General features: G+C 65.8%; 15 protein-coding genes. 7 read left to right on the top strand and 8 right to left on the bottom strand.

What is annotated here, in order from left to right:
* Nucleotides 1-66: 66 nt before the first annotated feature.
* The 3 genes from OCH239_RS00350 to OCH239_RS00340 all read right to left on the bottom strand — a co-directional run bounded on the left by OCH239_RS00350 (nt 67) and on the right by OCH239_RS00340 (nt 2,754).
* On the bottom strand, nt 67-990 hold the full coding sequence (locus tag OCH239_RS00350; RefSeq protein WP_037256984.1) for a flagellar motor protein MotB: 924 nt from the start codon (nt 988-990) through the stop codon (nt 67-69).
* 26 nt (nt 991-1,016) lie between these two features.
* Nucleotides 1,017-1,460: a Ros/MucR family transcriptional regulator gene (locus OCH239_RS00345; RefSeq protein WP_037256981.1), complete on the bottom strand. Its 444-nt coding sequence runs from the start codon at nt 1,458-1,460 to the stop codon at nt 1,017-1,019.
* Between the two features lie 307 nt (nt 1,461-1,767).
* The gene (locus tag OCH239_RS00340) at nt 1,768-2,754 is read right to left on the bottom strand and encodes a hypothetical protein (RefSeq protein ID WP_037256978.1); all 987 of its coding nucleotides are present in this window, start codon (nt 2,752-2,754) and stop codon (nt 1,768-1,770) included.
* Nucleotides 2,755-2,878: 124 nt separating this feature from the next.
* On the opposite strand from OCH239_RS00340, the gene motA reads away from it, so the two are divergent.
* From motA to OCH239_RS21570, 6 genes are all read left to right on the top strand, one after another.
* Entirely contained in the window at nt 2,879-3,745 is an 867-nt protein-coding gene (motA, locus tag OCH239_RS00335) for a flagellar motor stator protein MotA (RefSeq protein WP_037256975.1), read from the top strand.
* A gap of 214 nt (nt 3,746-3,959) precedes the next feature.
* A complete protein-coding gene (locus tag OCH239_RS00330; protein WP_037256972.1) occupies nt 3,960-4,382 on the top strand; it encodes a ribonuclease H family protein in 423 nt (140 codons plus the stop codon).
* 545 nt (nt 4,383-4,927) lie between these two features.
* Nucleotides 4,928-5,440: a hypothetical protein gene (locus OCH239_RS00325; protein ID WP_157577761.1), complete on the top strand. Its 513-nt coding sequence runs from the start codon at nt 4,928-4,930 to the stop codon at nt 5,438-5,440.
* Nucleotides 5,441-5,559: 119 nt separating this feature from the next.
* A complete protein-coding gene (locus OCH239_RS00320; protein ID WP_037256966.1) occupies nt 5,560-6,273 on the top strand; it encodes a sigma-70 family RNA polymerase sigma factor in 714 nt (237 codons plus the stop codon).
* A 168-nt stretch (nt 6,274-6,441) separates the two neighbouring features.
* On the top strand, nt 6,442-7,596 hold the full coding sequence (gene fliK, locus OCH239_RS00315; protein ID WP_157577760.1) for a flagellar hook-length control protein FliK: 1,155 nt from the start codon (nt 6,442-6,444) through the stop codon (nt 7,594-7,596).
* A gap of 22 nt (nt 7,597-7,618) precedes the next feature.
* Nucleotides 7,619-8,293 (top strand): flagellar hook assembly protein FlgD, encoded by a 675-nt coding sequence (locus OCH239_RS21570; RefSeq protein WP_051489083.1) that lies wholly within the window; start codon nt 7,619-7,621, stop codon nt 8,291-8,293.
* 64 nt (nt 8,294-8,357) lie between these two features.
* Here OCH239_RS21570 and OCH239_RS00305 read toward each other — a convergent pair whose 3' ends face one another.
* The 5 genes from OCH239_RS00305 to OCH239_RS00285 form a co-directional block, all read right to left on the bottom strand.
* The gene (locus OCH239_RS00305; protein WP_037256961.1) at nt 8,358-8,894 is read right to left on the bottom strand and encodes a hypothetical protein; all 537 of its coding nucleotides are present in this window, start codon (nt 8,892-8,894) and stop codon (nt 8,358-8,360) included.
* A gap of 111 nt (nt 8,895-9,005) precedes the next feature.
* Nucleotides 9,006-9,746, bottom strand: coding sequence for a flagellar basal body L-ring protein FlgH (gene flgH, locus OCH239_RS00300; RefSeq protein ID WP_037256959.1), 741 nt, complete (start codon nt 9,744-9,746; stop codon nt 9,006-9,008).
* Nucleotides 9,743-10,396, bottom strand: a complete 654-nt coding sequence (flgA, locus tag OCH239_RS00295; RefSeq protein WP_051489082.1) for a flagellar basal body P-ring formation chaperone FlgA — start codon at nt 10,394-10,396, stop codon at nt 9,743-9,745. Before flgA ends, flgH begins: the two co-directional genes overlap by 4 nt.
* Nucleotides 10,393-11,178 (bottom strand): flagellar basal-body rod protein FlgG, encoded by a 786-nt coding sequence (gene flgG / locus OCH239_RS00290; protein WP_037256956.1) that lies wholly within the window; start codon nt 11,176-11,178, stop codon nt 10,393-10,395. The genes flgA and flgG overlap by 4 nt, the downstream gene beginning before the upstream one ends.
* Nucleotides 11,179-11,194: 16 nt before the next feature.
* Nucleotides 11,195-11,950 (bottom strand): flagellar hook basal-body protein, encoded by a 756-nt coding sequence (locus tag OCH239_RS00285; RefSeq protein WP_037256953.1) that lies wholly within the window; start codon nt 11,948-11,950, stop codon nt 11,195-11,197.
* Between the two features lie 90 nt (nt 11,951-12,040).
* Between OCH239_RS00285 and OCH239_RS00280 the strand changes: the two genes are divergently transcribed.
* Nucleotides 12,041-14,119 (top strand): hypothetical protein, encoded by a 2,079-nt coding sequence (locus OCH239_RS00280; protein WP_157577759.1) that lies wholly within the window; start codon nt 12,041-12,043, stop codon nt 14,117-14,119.
* Nucleotides 14,120-14,205 lie beyond the last annotated feature (86 nt).

Raw genomic sequence — 14,205 nt, 5'->3', positions numbered from 1 at the left:
GGCCATGGGCGATCAGGCGGGGTATCGGACCTTCAGAGGGCGCGGGACCGCCGGGGCGTCCTGCGACTAGTCTGCGACGAGCAGAACGCTGATGCGGCGGTTCTCCGGTGCCGTCGGCGCCTCGGGGAGAAGCGGGCGGGTTTCGGCGAAGCCCGAGACGCGCGCGATGCGGTCGGCCGAGATTCCGTGTGCGACCAGCGCCCGGCGTGTGGCATGCGCCCTCGCCGTCGAAAGCTCCCAATTGTCTACGGGACCGCTTTCCGAGAACGGGACCGCATCGGTATGCCCTGCGATGATCACCCTGTTTGGAACGCCCGCAATCGCATCACCGATGATCTCGATCAAAGCTTGCGTCTCTTCCTCGATGCGCGAGCTGCCGCGCTCGAACATCGCTTCGGACTCGAGATCGACGATCTGCACCTCGAGGCCCTCTTCGGTCCGCGTGATCCGAATGTGTTCGGACAGAGCCTTGCCGTTGGCCGCGGCGGCAAGGCCGGATTCCAGCTTGTCGCGCGCATGCTCGAGCGCATGCTTTCCTTCATGTGCCTCGGCAGGTTCGGTCAGAGCCTCCTTCGGCTCCGCGGCAGATGGTCCGGACGCTTCAGCGTCTTCCACAGCCTGATCGGGCTGCGCCTCATGGCGCAGGCGGCTGTCGAAAACGGCCAGGGGCTCGGTCTGGCCGAAGCTGGGGACGGCCGTTTCGACGGCCCCTTCCGGCTGCAGGTCATGCTTCTCTGTCGCGTCGTGTTCGGCGGTCTCCCCGTCGAGAACCCCCGGCCCGCTGCCACTCGAGTTCAGCAGGACCGGCGAGAAATACTTCGCCAGCCCGACGAGTTGATCCTCCTCGGCGGAGGAGAGGATCCAGAGCAGGAGAAAGAACGCCATCATGGCCGTCATGAAGTCGGCATATGCGACCTTCCAGCCTCCGCCGTGATGGGCGCTGTGCTCCTCTTCCGCCTCGCGACGGACGATGATGTGCTCGTCAGCCATGGTGTCGTTGTCAGTCCGCGGTCAGGTCAGGAGGAGATCTTTTCGGTCTTTTCTGCAAGATTGCCCGATGTGTGACGCTTGTGTTTGCCGAACTCGGCCTGCTTCGCATAATCGGCCTTCCGCTCGGAATAGCTCGGAGCGACCAACGGCATGTCCTCGGGCAAATCGAACATCTGCCGGTACTGCAATTCGGTCAGGCCGTGCTCGCTTCCCAGGTGCCGCTTGAGCATCTTGAAGCCCTTTCCGCAGCACAGGCAGTACACCTTGTCCCGAGTGACGGCCTGGGAGATCGGCAGGGCCGGCTCCGCCACGTCCCGCGCCGGCGCATCGACCTGCGGGGCAGTCTCGTCGACCTCCCTGCGCAATTTGCGCACCAAGTCGACGATCTCATCGGGCGTCACGTCGGGGCGGGCTGCAAAGGATGCCACGACAGCGGCAATCAAACCTTCGTTGCTGTCCTTAACGCTCATTGGATTTTCTCCCGTCGGGTTGAACGATCTTAGGCGGTTCTCACCACATCGCACCCTGAGCCGTATGCTTCGCAAGACAGGCGGACGCATTCTGCGACCCCCTTGCGCCCCGGGACAAATGCGCAACGATCCTTTCGGAACATCACCACATGGACCCGCGTGTCGCAGCGTCTCTTACGGCTCTCCTTAGACAGACATTGGTCAAACCGGTAAACAGGACGTTAACGTAACCGGTCACATAAAGTTCCAGTATATGTCCTCAAGTATATAATCGAGCAAAATTCAGCGCAAAAGTATCGAACGGTTGTCAGTTGCCGGCCTGTTCTGACGAGTCCTTGGATCGAGCGAAGCTCTCAAGTACATTGAGCCCCGAATGTCCGACCGCGGACCGGTAGGCAAGGATATTGTCCCGCGGTTCCGTTCCATCCTGGAGGGCGGAGACGACGCTTCCCGACAGCAACCCCATGGCGACGCCGGCGAGAAGCGTCGCGCGGAGTGCGCCCCGCGGCCCCTTTCGTGCCGGCCTGCGCAGACCGGCGGCGACGACCGGCGTGACGAATACGCCCTCGCGCGTGACCGTGACGTCGGCGGCTCCGTCGCTGGCTTTCAGCCATGCAGCCAGAGCTGCGGGAAAGCATTCTTCGGGGATGTCCAGGATCAGTGATCGACCGGGCCTGCAGTCGCCCAGAACATCAGGCGGCACCACGAAGCAGCGAAGATCGTCCCGGACCCCCACATGGCTCACCCGATGCGTCGGGGTCCGCCGTCCGGCCTTCTCCGGGGCCAAAACAACCTGAACCCGATCCTTCGCGGTGCGGATCCGAGCCTGGACAAAGGCCATCGGTCCGCCCGAAAGCTCGTCGGCGCTGCGATACCCTGCCGGGAAGTCCGGCTTGCCCTGCGGCAGCGAGAGCGTAAGGCGCGACTTGACCTGTGCCTCCGGCGACATTCGGGCAGGAAGGGGTGCCGCCTCCTCCCCGTGGAGGAACCGTTGCGCCATGTCGTCGAGCCCGTCAAAGCGGGCCACGATGTGCAGGAAGTCCTGAGCCTGAGAGAAGAGCGGACGCAGGGTCGGACACCCCTCGATCTGCGGAGCGACGGCAAAACTTCCGCCTTCCCAGCCGGTCGCTTCGGAAATCCGTTCGGCCAGACCGTCATGGGCACCGTTCTCGAACAGCACGAGACCGGCCTCGCCCTCTGCATCGAGGCATAGCGCGACCGAAACACCAGCAGGCCAGTCGGGTCGAACGTCGCCGAGCTCGGCCTCGTCGACGAGATATGCAAAACGCTCCACTTGTGGCTCCAGCAAGACGATGACTTCACCAGCTATCCATACCTATTCTTGACTATCTGTCAAACTAATCATACTTAACAAGGCGAACTGTCGGCGTGCCGGCCAACCATCAGGAGAGCAAACGATGACATTGCTCATCGGTACGGTCATGGTCTTCGGACTGATCTTCGGGGGCTTCATTCTCTCCGGCGGAAACATGGAGATCGTCCTCCACGCCCTGCCTTACGAGGGAATGATGATCGGCGGGGGCGCGCTCGGGGCCTTCGTGATCGCCAATTCCCTGCCGGTCGTGAAAGGCGCTGCCGGAGGCATTCTGCGGACCATAAAGGGCCCGAAATGGCAGGCCAGCGATTACACGCATCTGCTGCAATTGCTGTTCGAACTGACCCGCCTTTACCGTACCAAAGGAATACTCGCGCTCGACGAGCATATCGAATCCCCGCACACCAGTGAGATCTTCCAGCGCTATCCGAGGATCGTCGGCGATCACTTTGCCATCGAGCTGATCACCGACAGCTTTCGCATGCTTGCCATGCAATTCGACGACAAGTTTCAGACCGAAGAGGTCATAAACCGAAAGATCCGGAAGCATCACAAGGAATCCCTGGTCCCCGCCTCGGCGATCCAGACCATGGCGGATGGCCTGCCGGCGATCGGCATCGTCGCGGCGGTTCTCGGGGTGATCAAGACGATGAGCTCGATCGATCAACCGCCCGAAGTGCTGGGCAAGATGATCGGCGGAGCGCTCGTGGGCACGTTCCTCGGGGTCTTTCTGGCCTATTGCCTCGTGCAGCCCATCTCCGGCCGGCTCAAGCAGATCGAGGAGGAGGACCACGCCTTCTACCAGGTGATCCGGGACGTGTTCATCGCCATGGTGGCGAACCACCCCCCGAACATCTGCGTCGAGATCGGGCGGGGCAACGTGCCGTCGGCCAAGCAACCGAACTTCCAGTCGATCGAAGCCGCCCAACGCGAATTGCCGGCCGCATGAGGTCCTCCGCTCTGATACTTGCAGCCAGCCTGCTTGCGAGCTCGGCCCATGGCGCAACGGAAGATGGCGCCGGACGCGACCGCCCGACCATCGTCGAACCCGAGCCCCAATCCGTGCCCGCCCCGATCCCAAGTACCGGACTTTCGGAAGAAATTCTGGACCGGATGCGAGAGCGTCTGACCCGGATGATCCCCGGTCGGGGTAAGGAGGCCGAATGACGGATACGCGACGCAGACGGTCCATCGCCCTGATCGAGAGACTGGCGCGGGATCGCGCCAAGGCGGCGGCGCGGGAGCATGCTACCCTCGACGCGGAACATGCGCGCCTGGTTGCGGAGCGGGACGACGTTCTCGCTTCGCTCGTCGATTACCCGGCCCTCCCCGACGCTGCGGCGGCACGTTACGTTGCGGGATGGATACGGTCGGTGAGTGCGCACGCTGACCACCTGGCTCAAGATGCCGCCCGCACCCGTGTGCGGTGCGACGAGGTCGCACGGCAAGCCGCCGACGAGTTTCGTGAAGCCGAAACGTACCGGCATCTGATCGATCGGATCGATGCGGCGGGCGCCGAGCGCGAACGCGCGGCAGAGATCGAATTGCTGTCCGCGTACCTTACGAAACAGCCGCGAACTGATTGATCTTCAACAGGCGCCACGAGCCACGTGAGGACGGTGGGGAAATCCGGCTCATCCGCCTCAGAGGGGCGGATTGAGGACGGGCGTTCACCCGCGCTTCGCATCACTTGGCGGTTCCCGGTATGTGATCAGGTTTTTTGTAAGTAGCGTAATGGCAACACTTACGTCGGGACGTCGACCGGAAAGTCTCGCCATAAAATTGCCGCCGAGGCGGGCGCAAAACGACAGCCGCTCAATGATTATTGCTCAATTTCCATGATATATACCGATTTAGTTAACGTCACTTCGCCCTATTCCCGCCTCAATCTCCGAAACGGCCGGAGATACGCGGAAAAATGCCTAGCCGGGGGCAAGTCCATGCTGATAAACAAAAAATCACAACCTAAAGAGCAGTTGGAACCATACGAATGCACTTCGGAAGAATTCTCGAAGGTATGTGGGACGGTCAGATTACAGCTCAGTCGACGGCCGAGCCCCACGCCTTGTGCAGCCTCATACAAAGCTTCTTGCCAGTCCCATCCATTTGCCTGACGCGGTCCGACGCGCCCTTGGATGAAATTTCGGTTTTCGCAGCCGATTGCCATATCGCGCCCGATTTGCCCCTGGCCGATGTTCTGGCCGAAGAGCTCGATCTCTTTGTCGACGAGCGATCCCTTGTCTTCGTTCTGCCGGAAGCGCTCACACGGCGAGGGGGGGCGAACGCCGTCCCTACCTCCGCGGTCGGCCGAGCCCTCGCGCAAGCTGCCGTTCTGATCTCGGAACGAGGGTGGCGTGACTCGTCCGACGAGATCGCTGCTGTCCAGTCGCTGGCCGATCGATGCAATTCTCTGGCAGTTACCGATCTGCCGCGCCGTCTTGGACTGGACATCCCGACCTTTCGAAAAGCCTTCGCAAGAGAACTTCAGGCACTCTTCGGCTGGTCCATTCTCGCACCGGCAAGAGGCCGTATAACGGCGGCAACCGCAGGTCCGAGCGCCGCACTCTCGGCGCAGGTCGGAGCAGCCCGGATATCCAGAAGGACATTGGGCGTGAAGACCATGCCGATCGTGAGGCTGACTTAGGTCTGCCGCGTAACTCGGCGCGATCTCTGCGCTTTAACCTTCCGTAAACCAGATTCCTCTTTGTGATGACGGCCTTTTTGCTTATTTGTTCTTGTACACACAAGAACAAGGCGTGACCCATGTGCCTGTCGCGAGACGCCGCCCTGAGCGCGCGGATGCTCGACATCGAGGAGGAAAGATCCGCGATCCGGCGCTGGCAGGAGGACGGAGATCGCCGCGCGCTCGAGACCCTCATCCGGTCGCATGCCCGACTGGCCTGGTCGGTGGCCCGGCGCTGGACGGACAACCCGACCCATCTTGAAGACCTCGTGGCAGCGGGGATGATCGGCCTCGTCCGGGCTGCGGAGCGCTTCGACAGGACCCGCGACGTACGCTTTGCGACCTATTCCGTCTGGTGGGTGCGGAACGAGATCACCGACGCCCTGCCCCACGTGCGCGGCGTCGTCGACGTTCCGCTGCGCGCAGCGAGTACGTCTCAGGCGGTGACGATCGTGCATGGCAAGCTCGCGCTCGACGCCGCGCCCGAAGAGGACGACATCGACATCCTGGGTAATCTGCCGGACGCGGAAGCGGGCCCCGAGGAGCGGATGCTCCTGCAGGCATCGGAGAATGTCATGATCTACGCTCTTACCGAGGCGCTGGCCACTCTTCCACCGCTCGAGGAAAAGGTCATCCGTGCGCGGCGGCTTCACGAAACCCCGACCTCCCCGGCCGAACTGGCGGCAGCCCTCGGCATTTCCGCCGGGCGTATCCGCCAGGTGGAGACGCGCGCCATGGGATTGCTCCAGCGCCATCTCCTCGAGCGCGGCTTCAATGTCGCCCAACTGAGCTGACCTGTTGTGAAGATCCTGACGCTCCAGACACCTCTTCCCGATCAACGGACCGCCCCGCCGGATCCGACGCGCAGCGCCGGCTTCGCTGCGTTTCTGTCCATGCGGGGCGACGGCATCGCAGGCCGGACTGCTCAAACCGCGGACCCATCGGCAAAACCCGGGCTGGACATGCCCTCCGATGTCGCCGAGCTGCTTTCTGAGCTGCACGCGGAAATGGCGGATGATCTCGCCACCCTTCCCGGCCTCAGCCCCGCCGGTCTCGAGCGGCTCGAGCGGGCCATGGCTGGCAAGATCGCGGAGCATCTGGCTGCCTTCGACGCCGAGCAAGGCGGCACGATGCTGCACCATCTCGGCGGCGGATCTTCGGCGGATCTCGCCAATCGCCTCTTTCGAGGGATGACGGAGGGTCGGCCGAGCGCCCCGACTCCGTTGCTCTCCCTGAACTCTGCATTCGCGCAGGTCGCGACAGCCCTCGGGATCGGAACGTCACAGGACACAGAAACGGGCCGTCTGGTTTTCCATCCTGCAGGCGCGCCGCAGGGAAGCGTCAGTGCCCCCAAGCGGGGGGTCGGCCATGCGAGCCACCGGGGGGATGTGGAGCGAACGGACACCCTTCCGAATTCCGCTCGAACACCGCGCCCCGAGACCAGTCCACCGCCCCGAGGGTTGGCAGACACTCGTTCCGGGACCGCGGGCGGCGAAGCGCGGTCGGCGGACGACGGTCTGCGCGGCGCGCCCTCCGCCCCGGATCAGCCTCGGATCGCGCCGACGCCGCCCGGTCCTGCCGCACCGGCCGTGACGGTCATCCCGGCGCGCCCGGCCGAGCCCCAGGGTCCGCCCGTGGCGCTGCCACCGGCCGCGCCCGCCGCCCCGGTTGCGCCCACGGGCACCGCTCCGGTTCCGGCCCCCGCAGCTCCACCGGCACCGCCCGAGCCGCCCGTGCTCGATCAGATCCGCCGCGTCGGCGTCACGACGGGACGCACCCGCATCGAACTCACGCCCGAGGGCCTCGGTCCTCTAGAGATCGACCTCTCCGCGGACGAGGCGGGGCAGTTGCGGATTGTCTTGCGTGCCGAGAATCCGGCCATCCTGTCGATGCTGCGCGGCGATCGGGCAGGCCTTCTGAGCGCGCTCGGAGAGGGCGGCGTGCCCCTCGGCGACGCCGGGCTCGATTTCGAGACTTTCGGGGGCGACGGTCGCGACCGGCCTGCTCCCGACGCGCAGCGCGGCCCTTCCGCGGAAGAGCCGGCAGAGGGCCCGAGCGCAGATCCCGCATCCTACCGTCCCCGACCGGTCGAGGGTCGCCTCGACATTCTGACATGACTAACCGGGAAGGACCTCCGGCATGACCATCGATCCGAACGCCGGCACAGCCGCACTCGGTGCGGCAAAGGCCCCGAAGCCCGCCCAGGCCACATCCATCGAGACCGATTACCAGAACTTCCTTCAACTCCTGACGGCACAGATCTCGAACCAGGATCCGCTGGAGCCCATGGACGCCACCACGTTCGTCTCCCAGCTCGCGCAGCTCAGCCAGGTCGAACAGGCCGTGCGGACGAATACCAATCTCGAGCAGATATCCGGAAACCTGAGCGCCCTGAGTGGCCTCAGCACCGCCGGCATGATCGGGCGCGATGTGCGCGTGCCGACCTCGGAGATCGTGCTTTCCGAAGAGGGCGGCGCCTCATTGTCCTATCGTCTCGATCGTGAGGCGGCGAATGTCCGGGCCACGATCCGCCATCCGGACGGCACCGCCATCGCGCATATAGACGACCTGCCCCGCGAGGCTGCGACCGAACACGAGGTCGCGTGGGATGGCATCGCGCTCGACGGGCTGCCGGTGCCCGCAGGGACCTACCGGATCGAGATCGACGCGACCGATGCCGAGGGGGAGGCCATCACGCTCAAGACCTTCTCGGAGGCGCGCGTCGAGAGCGTCCTGTTTCGGGACGGCCAGACGCGACTGGAACTGGCCACGGGGCAGGAAATCTCCCCCGAGCAGGTCGTCGAGCTGCGATAGGATCCTGCCCGGTCGCGAGGCAACGGTTGATCAGCTCCCGCGGGTCGAGGCTATCTGAAAGGTCTCAGGCGCGTGGTACGTCGGACTTTTGGAATGACAGGAAGAGAACGTCCTCGACGCCCTCAAAGTCCTTTATGATCTGTCGCTCAAGATGCCCCGACAGCGCCTCGGTATCGATGTCGGCCCCCTGCATGATCGGAAGCGCGGTTGCCTCGACCAGCGCGGCAAGGACAGCGCTGCGCAGGCGCAGACCGGCCTGCGGTTCGCGAAATGCTTCTGCCAGCGCCGCATCCTGCATGGCGACTCCCAGATCGGCGGCCACGTAAGAGACGGTGCGAGCCTTCTGAATCGGCACCGTGATACGGCCGAGCTGGACCACGCGGGCCCCCGGCTTTTCGGCATCGCGCGCCAGGTCGAGATCAGCCTTTTCGGACGTGTCGTTGGACGCGCGCCGAGACATTGGCTCGGTGGCGGAAGGGGACGTCGAGGCCGGCGCGGGTTGGACGGCTGGGGTGGCTTCGTCTGCAAAGACAAATCCCGATCCGAGCCCGGCCAGGACCGACAGCACCGGAAGAGCCGAAAACAGGATGGTCGTCTTCATCGAGGCCCCCGAGAGATCATGCGCCGAACGGCGATGCGCCCGGGAGATGTCCCCGGGCTCATCGTTTCAACTTAAAACCGATTGCGGCAACTCTCTGTCAGAACGACGCAATCAGTAAGGCAGGATCACATCGAGTGCGTCTTCGCCATAGGTGCGTGTCTGCTGGCGCGAGATCTGCCCGCGGCCGCCATAGCTGATCCGCGCCTCGGCGATCTTGTCATAGGCGATGGAATTGTCGCGCTGGATGTCCTCGGGACGGATGATCCCGGCGACCCGCAGATCGCGCAGTTCCTGGTTCACCTTGACCTCCTGCCGCCCCGAGACGACGAGGTTCCCGTTCGGCAGCTTCTGCGTGACAAGCGCGGCCATCCGGACCGAGATGGACTCGTCGCGGTCGATCGACCCGGCACCGTTCGCCGATTGCCCGCTTGCGACGCCCACGAGATCGGCGCCGATATCGTCCTTGGAGACCCCCGGAAGAACCTTGTTGAGCTTGTCGCCGTAGCCGAAGAAGGTCGGCGTTCCGAGGCTCGCCTTGCCTTCGCGCGAGCGCGAGGTCTCGTTCCGGAGCCGGGCCTGGTCCTCGATGTCGATCACGATCGTCAGGAGGTCCCCGACCTTCTCGGCGCGGGTATCGGCAAAGAAACCGCCGGTGGAATTGCCCCAGAGCGAGGCGCGTTCGGCGCGGACGGGTGCGCCCTCGACCTCGGGCGGCGGCATCGGCACCTGCACGCGCGAGGGCGCTCCCGCGCCACTTCCGACCTCGCTGATCACAGGGTCGCGGTTGAAGGCCGGCGCGCCGCATCCTGCGAGGGCAGCCGCGGCGATAAGGGGGATCAGCCGGTGGTTCATCTTCTTACCTCCACGGTTCCGTCGCCCGACGCGGTGCCGGTGACGGTGGCATTGCTGGACAGGTTCACGACCTTGATCTCCTGGCCCTTGTGGGCATCGCGCAGCGCGCGTCCGGGCGCGGTCAGCGCCAAGCGGCCGTCGTCGTAGCGGATCGACACCTCCTGACCGCGGGCGATGACCAGGGGCTGCTGCACCGATTGCGCCATGATCGGGCGGCCCTGGGCGAGAAGGCTCTTCACCTCCATGCCGATCAAGCCCGCCGCATCGGCGATCGCGAAGCTTCCGATGCGCGAGAGGGGCATGTCGATGCTGCCGAGATCACTCTCGGAAATGACCTCTCCCGACATCAGCCGGCGCGCGGGCACGGGCACCGGCACGGTGTAGATGGCAAATCCCGCGATCCGGTGTTGGACCCCCGCCTCGGTCAGCACGTTGGCGACGAACTGCCCCGTGGCCGGATCCATCCAGTAGGCGGAGACGACCATCGCCTCCTCGACGGGCGCGGTCGAGAGGGTGACATTGAACGTCCCCTGCTCGGGCAGCGTCGCGCCGAATTCCTCGCGCGCCTGCTCCTCGACGAGGATGTCGAGCGGCGCGGCGGTGGCGCTCCCCGCCGCCAGGATGAGCACGAGGGCGAGGCGCCGGATCATCGGATCTGGTTCGCGGTCGAGAGCATCTGGTCGGCGGTCTCGATCGTCTTGGAGTTCATCTCGTAAGCGCGCTGCGCCTGAATGAGATCGGTGATCTGCTGGATGATGTTGACGTTCGAGTTCTCGAGATGCCCCTGCCGGATGACGCCGACACCGGGATCGCCGGGATTGGCCGGAAGTGGATCTCCCGAGGCGACCGTGGCCTGCATGAGGTTGTCGCCGAGCGCGCGCAGACCGCTGTCGTTCACGAAGGTGGTGAGCGTCAGGCGGCCGAGCTCCACCGGAACCGGATCGTCCTCGACAAAGGCCTGCACGGTGCCGTCGTCGGTCACCTCGAGCGAGGTCGTGTTCTCCGGCACGACGATGCCGGGATCGACCTCATGGCCCTGCATCGTCACGAGCTGCCCCTCGGCCGAAAGCTGGAACGCCCCGTCGCGGGTATAGGCCTGGCCGCCCTCGGGCAGGAGCACGGTGAAATACCCCCTCCCGTCGATCGCCATGTCCGTCTGGTTGCCGGTCTGCGCGAGGCCGCCTTGGGTGTTGAGCCGCACCACACCCGAGGTCTGCACGCCGAGACCCACATCGACGCCGGTCGGCCGCGCCGCGCCACCTTGCGCCGTCTGGGTGCCCTCGCGCTTGACGTTCTCGTAGATGAGGTCCTGGAACGCGGCGCGGCGCGCCTTGAAGCCGGTGGTGTTGGCGTTGGCGATGTTGTTCGAGATGACATCGACATTGGTCTGCTGCGCCAGCATGCCGGTCGCCGCGATTCCGAGCGCTTTCATAAGGTCCGTCTCCTCTTCAGGGCGTCGCGCGCCCGAGCCGCGAGATGGAATCGCGGCGCAAGTCGTCATGGGTGGTGGTCAGTTTCATCGCGCGCTCGAAGCTGCGCTGGATGTCCATGAGCCGTGTCATCTCGATCACCGGCTGCACGTTGCTGCCCTCGATCGCGCCCTGCACGATGAACGTGTCGGCCGCAGGCAGGACCGGGGCCGTGTCCCGATCCGCCGGAGCCGCGAACATGCCGGCGCCCTGGCGCTCGTAGGCCTGCAGATCGGGGATCTCGAAGACGCCCACCTGCCCGACCACCGCACCGTCCGGCCCGGTGATGGTGCCGTCGCGGGCGACGCTGACGGCGCCGAGATCGCCGGGCGGCAGCCCGATCGGCGCGCCGCCCGCATCGAGCACCCGCGCGCCGGTCAGCGTCACGAGATTGCCCTGCCCGTCGAGCGAGAGCCGCCCGTCGCGACCGTAGCTGCGCGCGCCGTCCGCGCCCTCGTAGGCGAACCAGCCCGAGCCCTCGAGCGCGAGGTCGAGCGGTGCCCCGGTATGCTGGAGCGCGCCCTGGGCGGTGTCGAGGAAGGAGCCCCGGTCGACGACGAAGTTGACGTCTTCGTCCCGGTCGACCGATGCGCTTTGCTGGACATAGGTCTCGAACGACACCCTCTCGCGCTTGAAGCCCGCGGTGTCGGCATTCGCGATATTGTTCGCGGTCACGTCCAGATCGCGGCGCAACGCGCCGGCAAGCGAGAGCGGAAGATACGCGACACTATCCATATGAGCTTACCATCGAGAGGTCATGTTTTTCTTGCTTTCATGAATTGATTAGGACAAAAAGCACCCAAATGCAAGAATAGAAGACGCGCCATGGAAATAAGTTCATGGATAGTATCGGCAGGGCTTGTGCTGAGCCTCGATCCCGGGGTGGCGCTTTCGCCCGAGCCCCCCTGCTTCTGCGCGCCGCAGGAGGCGCTCGGCTGGCCGTCGGATGTGCCTGGCTTGGCGCAGCCATTGCCCCGAAAGCCGTCCGCCCCGGACACGCCCGAGATGCTGCAGAAGGCCGCGCCGAAATTCTCCGAAGCCGCGACGCCACCTAAGGTCGTTGGTTCCGCGGCATGGCGTCATGCGGGAGAGCCGCCTTACCCCGTACCGATATTTGTCCCTCTCCCCGACGCGATATCGCCGGTCGCGCCCATGGCAGGGCCGAACCCGCTCCCCTATCCCGGCCCGCGCATGGTCGGGCCGGAGATCCCTGCCCCCTCCCCGGTTGCTCCCGTTCCCTCCGCCATCCCCGATCTCGGCCTTTCGGCCTTCGGGGCTACGGATTTCGTCGAGACCCGCGCCGGCCTGATCGCCGATCTGGCGCCGGACGGCGAGCCCGACGCAAGCGCCACACTCGACCTCGCCGCCCTGCACGTCGCGCAGGGTCTGCATTCGGACGCGCTCTCCTTTCTTGGCAGCGTCGCCGTCACGGACCGGAGCGACCGCCTGCGCCGTGACGCGCTCCGCCGCATCGCGCATGTCCTTGGAGACATCGGCGAGGCCCCGTCGGCCGAGCTGCCCTCGGATTGGCCGCTCGGTCCCCTTCTCGATCTACTCGAGGCGCCGGAGGCCGACAATTCGAGCGAGATGCTGGCCGGTGCCGTCGCTGCGCTCGATATCCTGCCGCCGGTCCTGCGCGCGCAGGCGCTGCCCCGGCTTCTTGCATATACCGTCGAACGCGAGGATTGGCGCGAGGCGCATGATCTCGCCACGCGGTTCGAAAACCATCCCGGGATCGCCGACGGCAGCGCGTTCCATTACCTCCTCGGTCAGGTCGGGGAGGCCGGCGGCGAGCACGTCGCGGCCTTCGACGCCTATCGCCGGGCGGCCCTCGGTCGCGACGCCTTTGCGCAGCGCGCACGGCTCGCGCTCGTCGATCTCGGGCTGCGGACCGAGACGCTCCGACCCGAGGAAGCCGCCGAACTCCTGACTCAAGCCGCAACGCTCTGGCGTGGCGACGAGATCGGCCGCGCCACATTGGAGGCCCTCGCCGAGGCGCGCCTCGCGGCCGGTGACCGTGCCGGCGCCGTCATGGCCCTCGCGGAGGTCTTCCGAGCCCATCCCCGCAGCTTCGCCGCCCAGAAGGCGCGCCGCCGGGCCGTGAGCCTTCTCGAGGAGATCTACGACGCCGGCACGGCGGGCGAGATCTCCCTCGGCGCGTTTGCCGAGCTGCATCAGAACCTCGCCGCGGATCTGCGCTTCGAGGCGGCGTTTCACGCCGAGGCCGAGCGCTTCGCGGGTCACCTCCTCGCGCTTGGCATGACCGCGGCGGCGGCGCGGGAATTCGGAACGCTCGCGGATTTCGTCGAGGTCGCGGCCGAGGTCGATCCCGCCGAGGACGAGCCCGCCCGCCGGGCGCGCCTGCGCCTGCGCGAGGCGGAGGCCCTGATCGCAGGCGGGCGGATCGACGCGGCGGCCGCGATCCTCGCTGCGGGCCCCGGTGATCTGGAGCCCGCGCTGCGCCCAAGGTTCGACGCCCTCCGCTCCGAGGTTTTGCTGGCGAGCGGCGACGCCGATGCGCTGCTGCAGACCAGCCCCGCGCCCGACTTGCTGCGCCTCAAGGCGGACGCCCTATACGACGACGGCCAATGGGGCCGCGCCTCGGATTTCTATGCGGAGCTTTGGGAGGCGGAGGGCGCGATCGGCCCGAGCCTTGCCCCGAGAATGGTGCTTGCGGCGCACCGGGCCGGTTTGCCCCGACAGGTGGAGCGCATCCTCGCGGCGCTGCCGACGCTGGAGGAGACGCCGGCCTGGGCCGAGATCGCCCGCGAGGTCGCCAATCCTGCGGAGCCCTCGTCCCCGCTACGCCGTGAGGCGGTCCGGCGGCAGATCGATTCCGCGGCGCAGGTCGCCGACCGGAGCGGGCGCATGCGCGCGGAAGGCGTCGATGAGCCCGAACTTTAACCTTTGCGAAAGCGCCCCCCACAACATCGAGGGCAAGCGCTGTCACACGTTGTCGGCCGAAGCCGGCTCCATCCAGAAAGGGACAG

Origin of the sequence: Roseivivax halodurans JCM 10272, from assembly GCF_000521785.1 — a bacterium.
In the GTDB taxonomy this organism is placed as follows: Bacteria; Pseudomonadota; Alphaproteobacteria; order Rhodobacterales; family Rhodobacteraceae; genus Roseivivax; species Roseivivax halodurans.
Note: the sequence above shows the minus strand (reverse complement) of the source record. Positions and strands in the feature narration are given on the sequence as shown.

What these genes read in the sequence shown, in the direction of transcription:
- OCH239_RS00350 (WP_037256984.1), bottom strand. Translation starts at nt 990, where the DNA reads ATGGCTGACGAGCACATCATCGTCCGTCGCGAGGCGGAAGAGGAGCAC.
- OCH239_RS00345 (WP_037256981.1), bottom strand. Translation starts at nt 1,460, where the DNA reads ATGAGCGTTAAGGACAGCAACGAAGGTTTGATTGCCGCTGTCGTGGCA.
- motA (WP_037256975.1), top strand. Translation starts at nt 2,879, where the DNA reads ATGACATTGCTCATCGGTACGGTCATGGTCTTCGGACTGATCTTCGGG.
- OCH239_RS00330 (WP_037256972.1), top strand. Translation starts at nt 3,960, where the DNA reads ATGACGGATACGCGACGCAGACGGTCCATCGCCCTGATCGAGAGACTG.
- OCH239_RS00320 (WP_037256966.1), top strand. Translation starts at nt 5,560, where the DNA reads ATGTGCCTGTCGCGAGACGCCGCCCTGAGCGCGCGGATGCTCGACATC.
- fliK (WP_157577760.1), top strand. Translation starts at nt 6,442, where the DNA reads ATGCCCTCCGATGTCGCCGAGCTGCTTTCTGAGCTGCACGCGGAAATG.
- OCH239_RS21570 (WP_051489083.1), top strand. Translation starts at nt 7,619, where the DNA reads ATGACCATCGATCCGAACGCCGGCACAGCCGCACTCGGTGCGGCAAAG.
- OCH239_RS00305 (WP_037256961.1), bottom strand. Translation starts at nt 8,894, where the DNA reads ATGAAGACGACCATCCTGTTTTCGGCTCTTCCGGTGCTGTCGGTCCTG.
- flgH (WP_037256959.1), bottom strand. Translation starts at nt 9,746, where the DNA reads ATGAACCACCGGCTGATCCCCCTTATCGCCGCGGCTGCCCTCGCAGGA.
- flgA (WP_051489082.1), bottom strand. Translation starts at nt 10,396, where the DNA reads ATGATCCGGCGCCTCGCCCTCGTGCTCATCCTGGCGGCGGGGAGCGCC.
- flgG (WP_037256956.1), bottom strand. Translation starts at nt 11,178, where the DNA reads ATGAAAGCGCTCGGAATCGCGGCGACCGGCATGCTGGCGCAGCAGACC.
- OCH239_RS00285 (WP_037256953.1), bottom strand. Translation starts at nt 11,950, where the DNA reads ATGGATAGTGTCGCGTATCTTCCGCTCTCGCTTGCCGGCGCGTTGCGC.
- OCH239_RS00280 (WP_157577759.1), top strand. Translation starts at nt 12,041, where the DNA reads ATGGAAATAAGTTCATGGATAGTATCGGCAGGGCTTGTGCTGAGCCTC.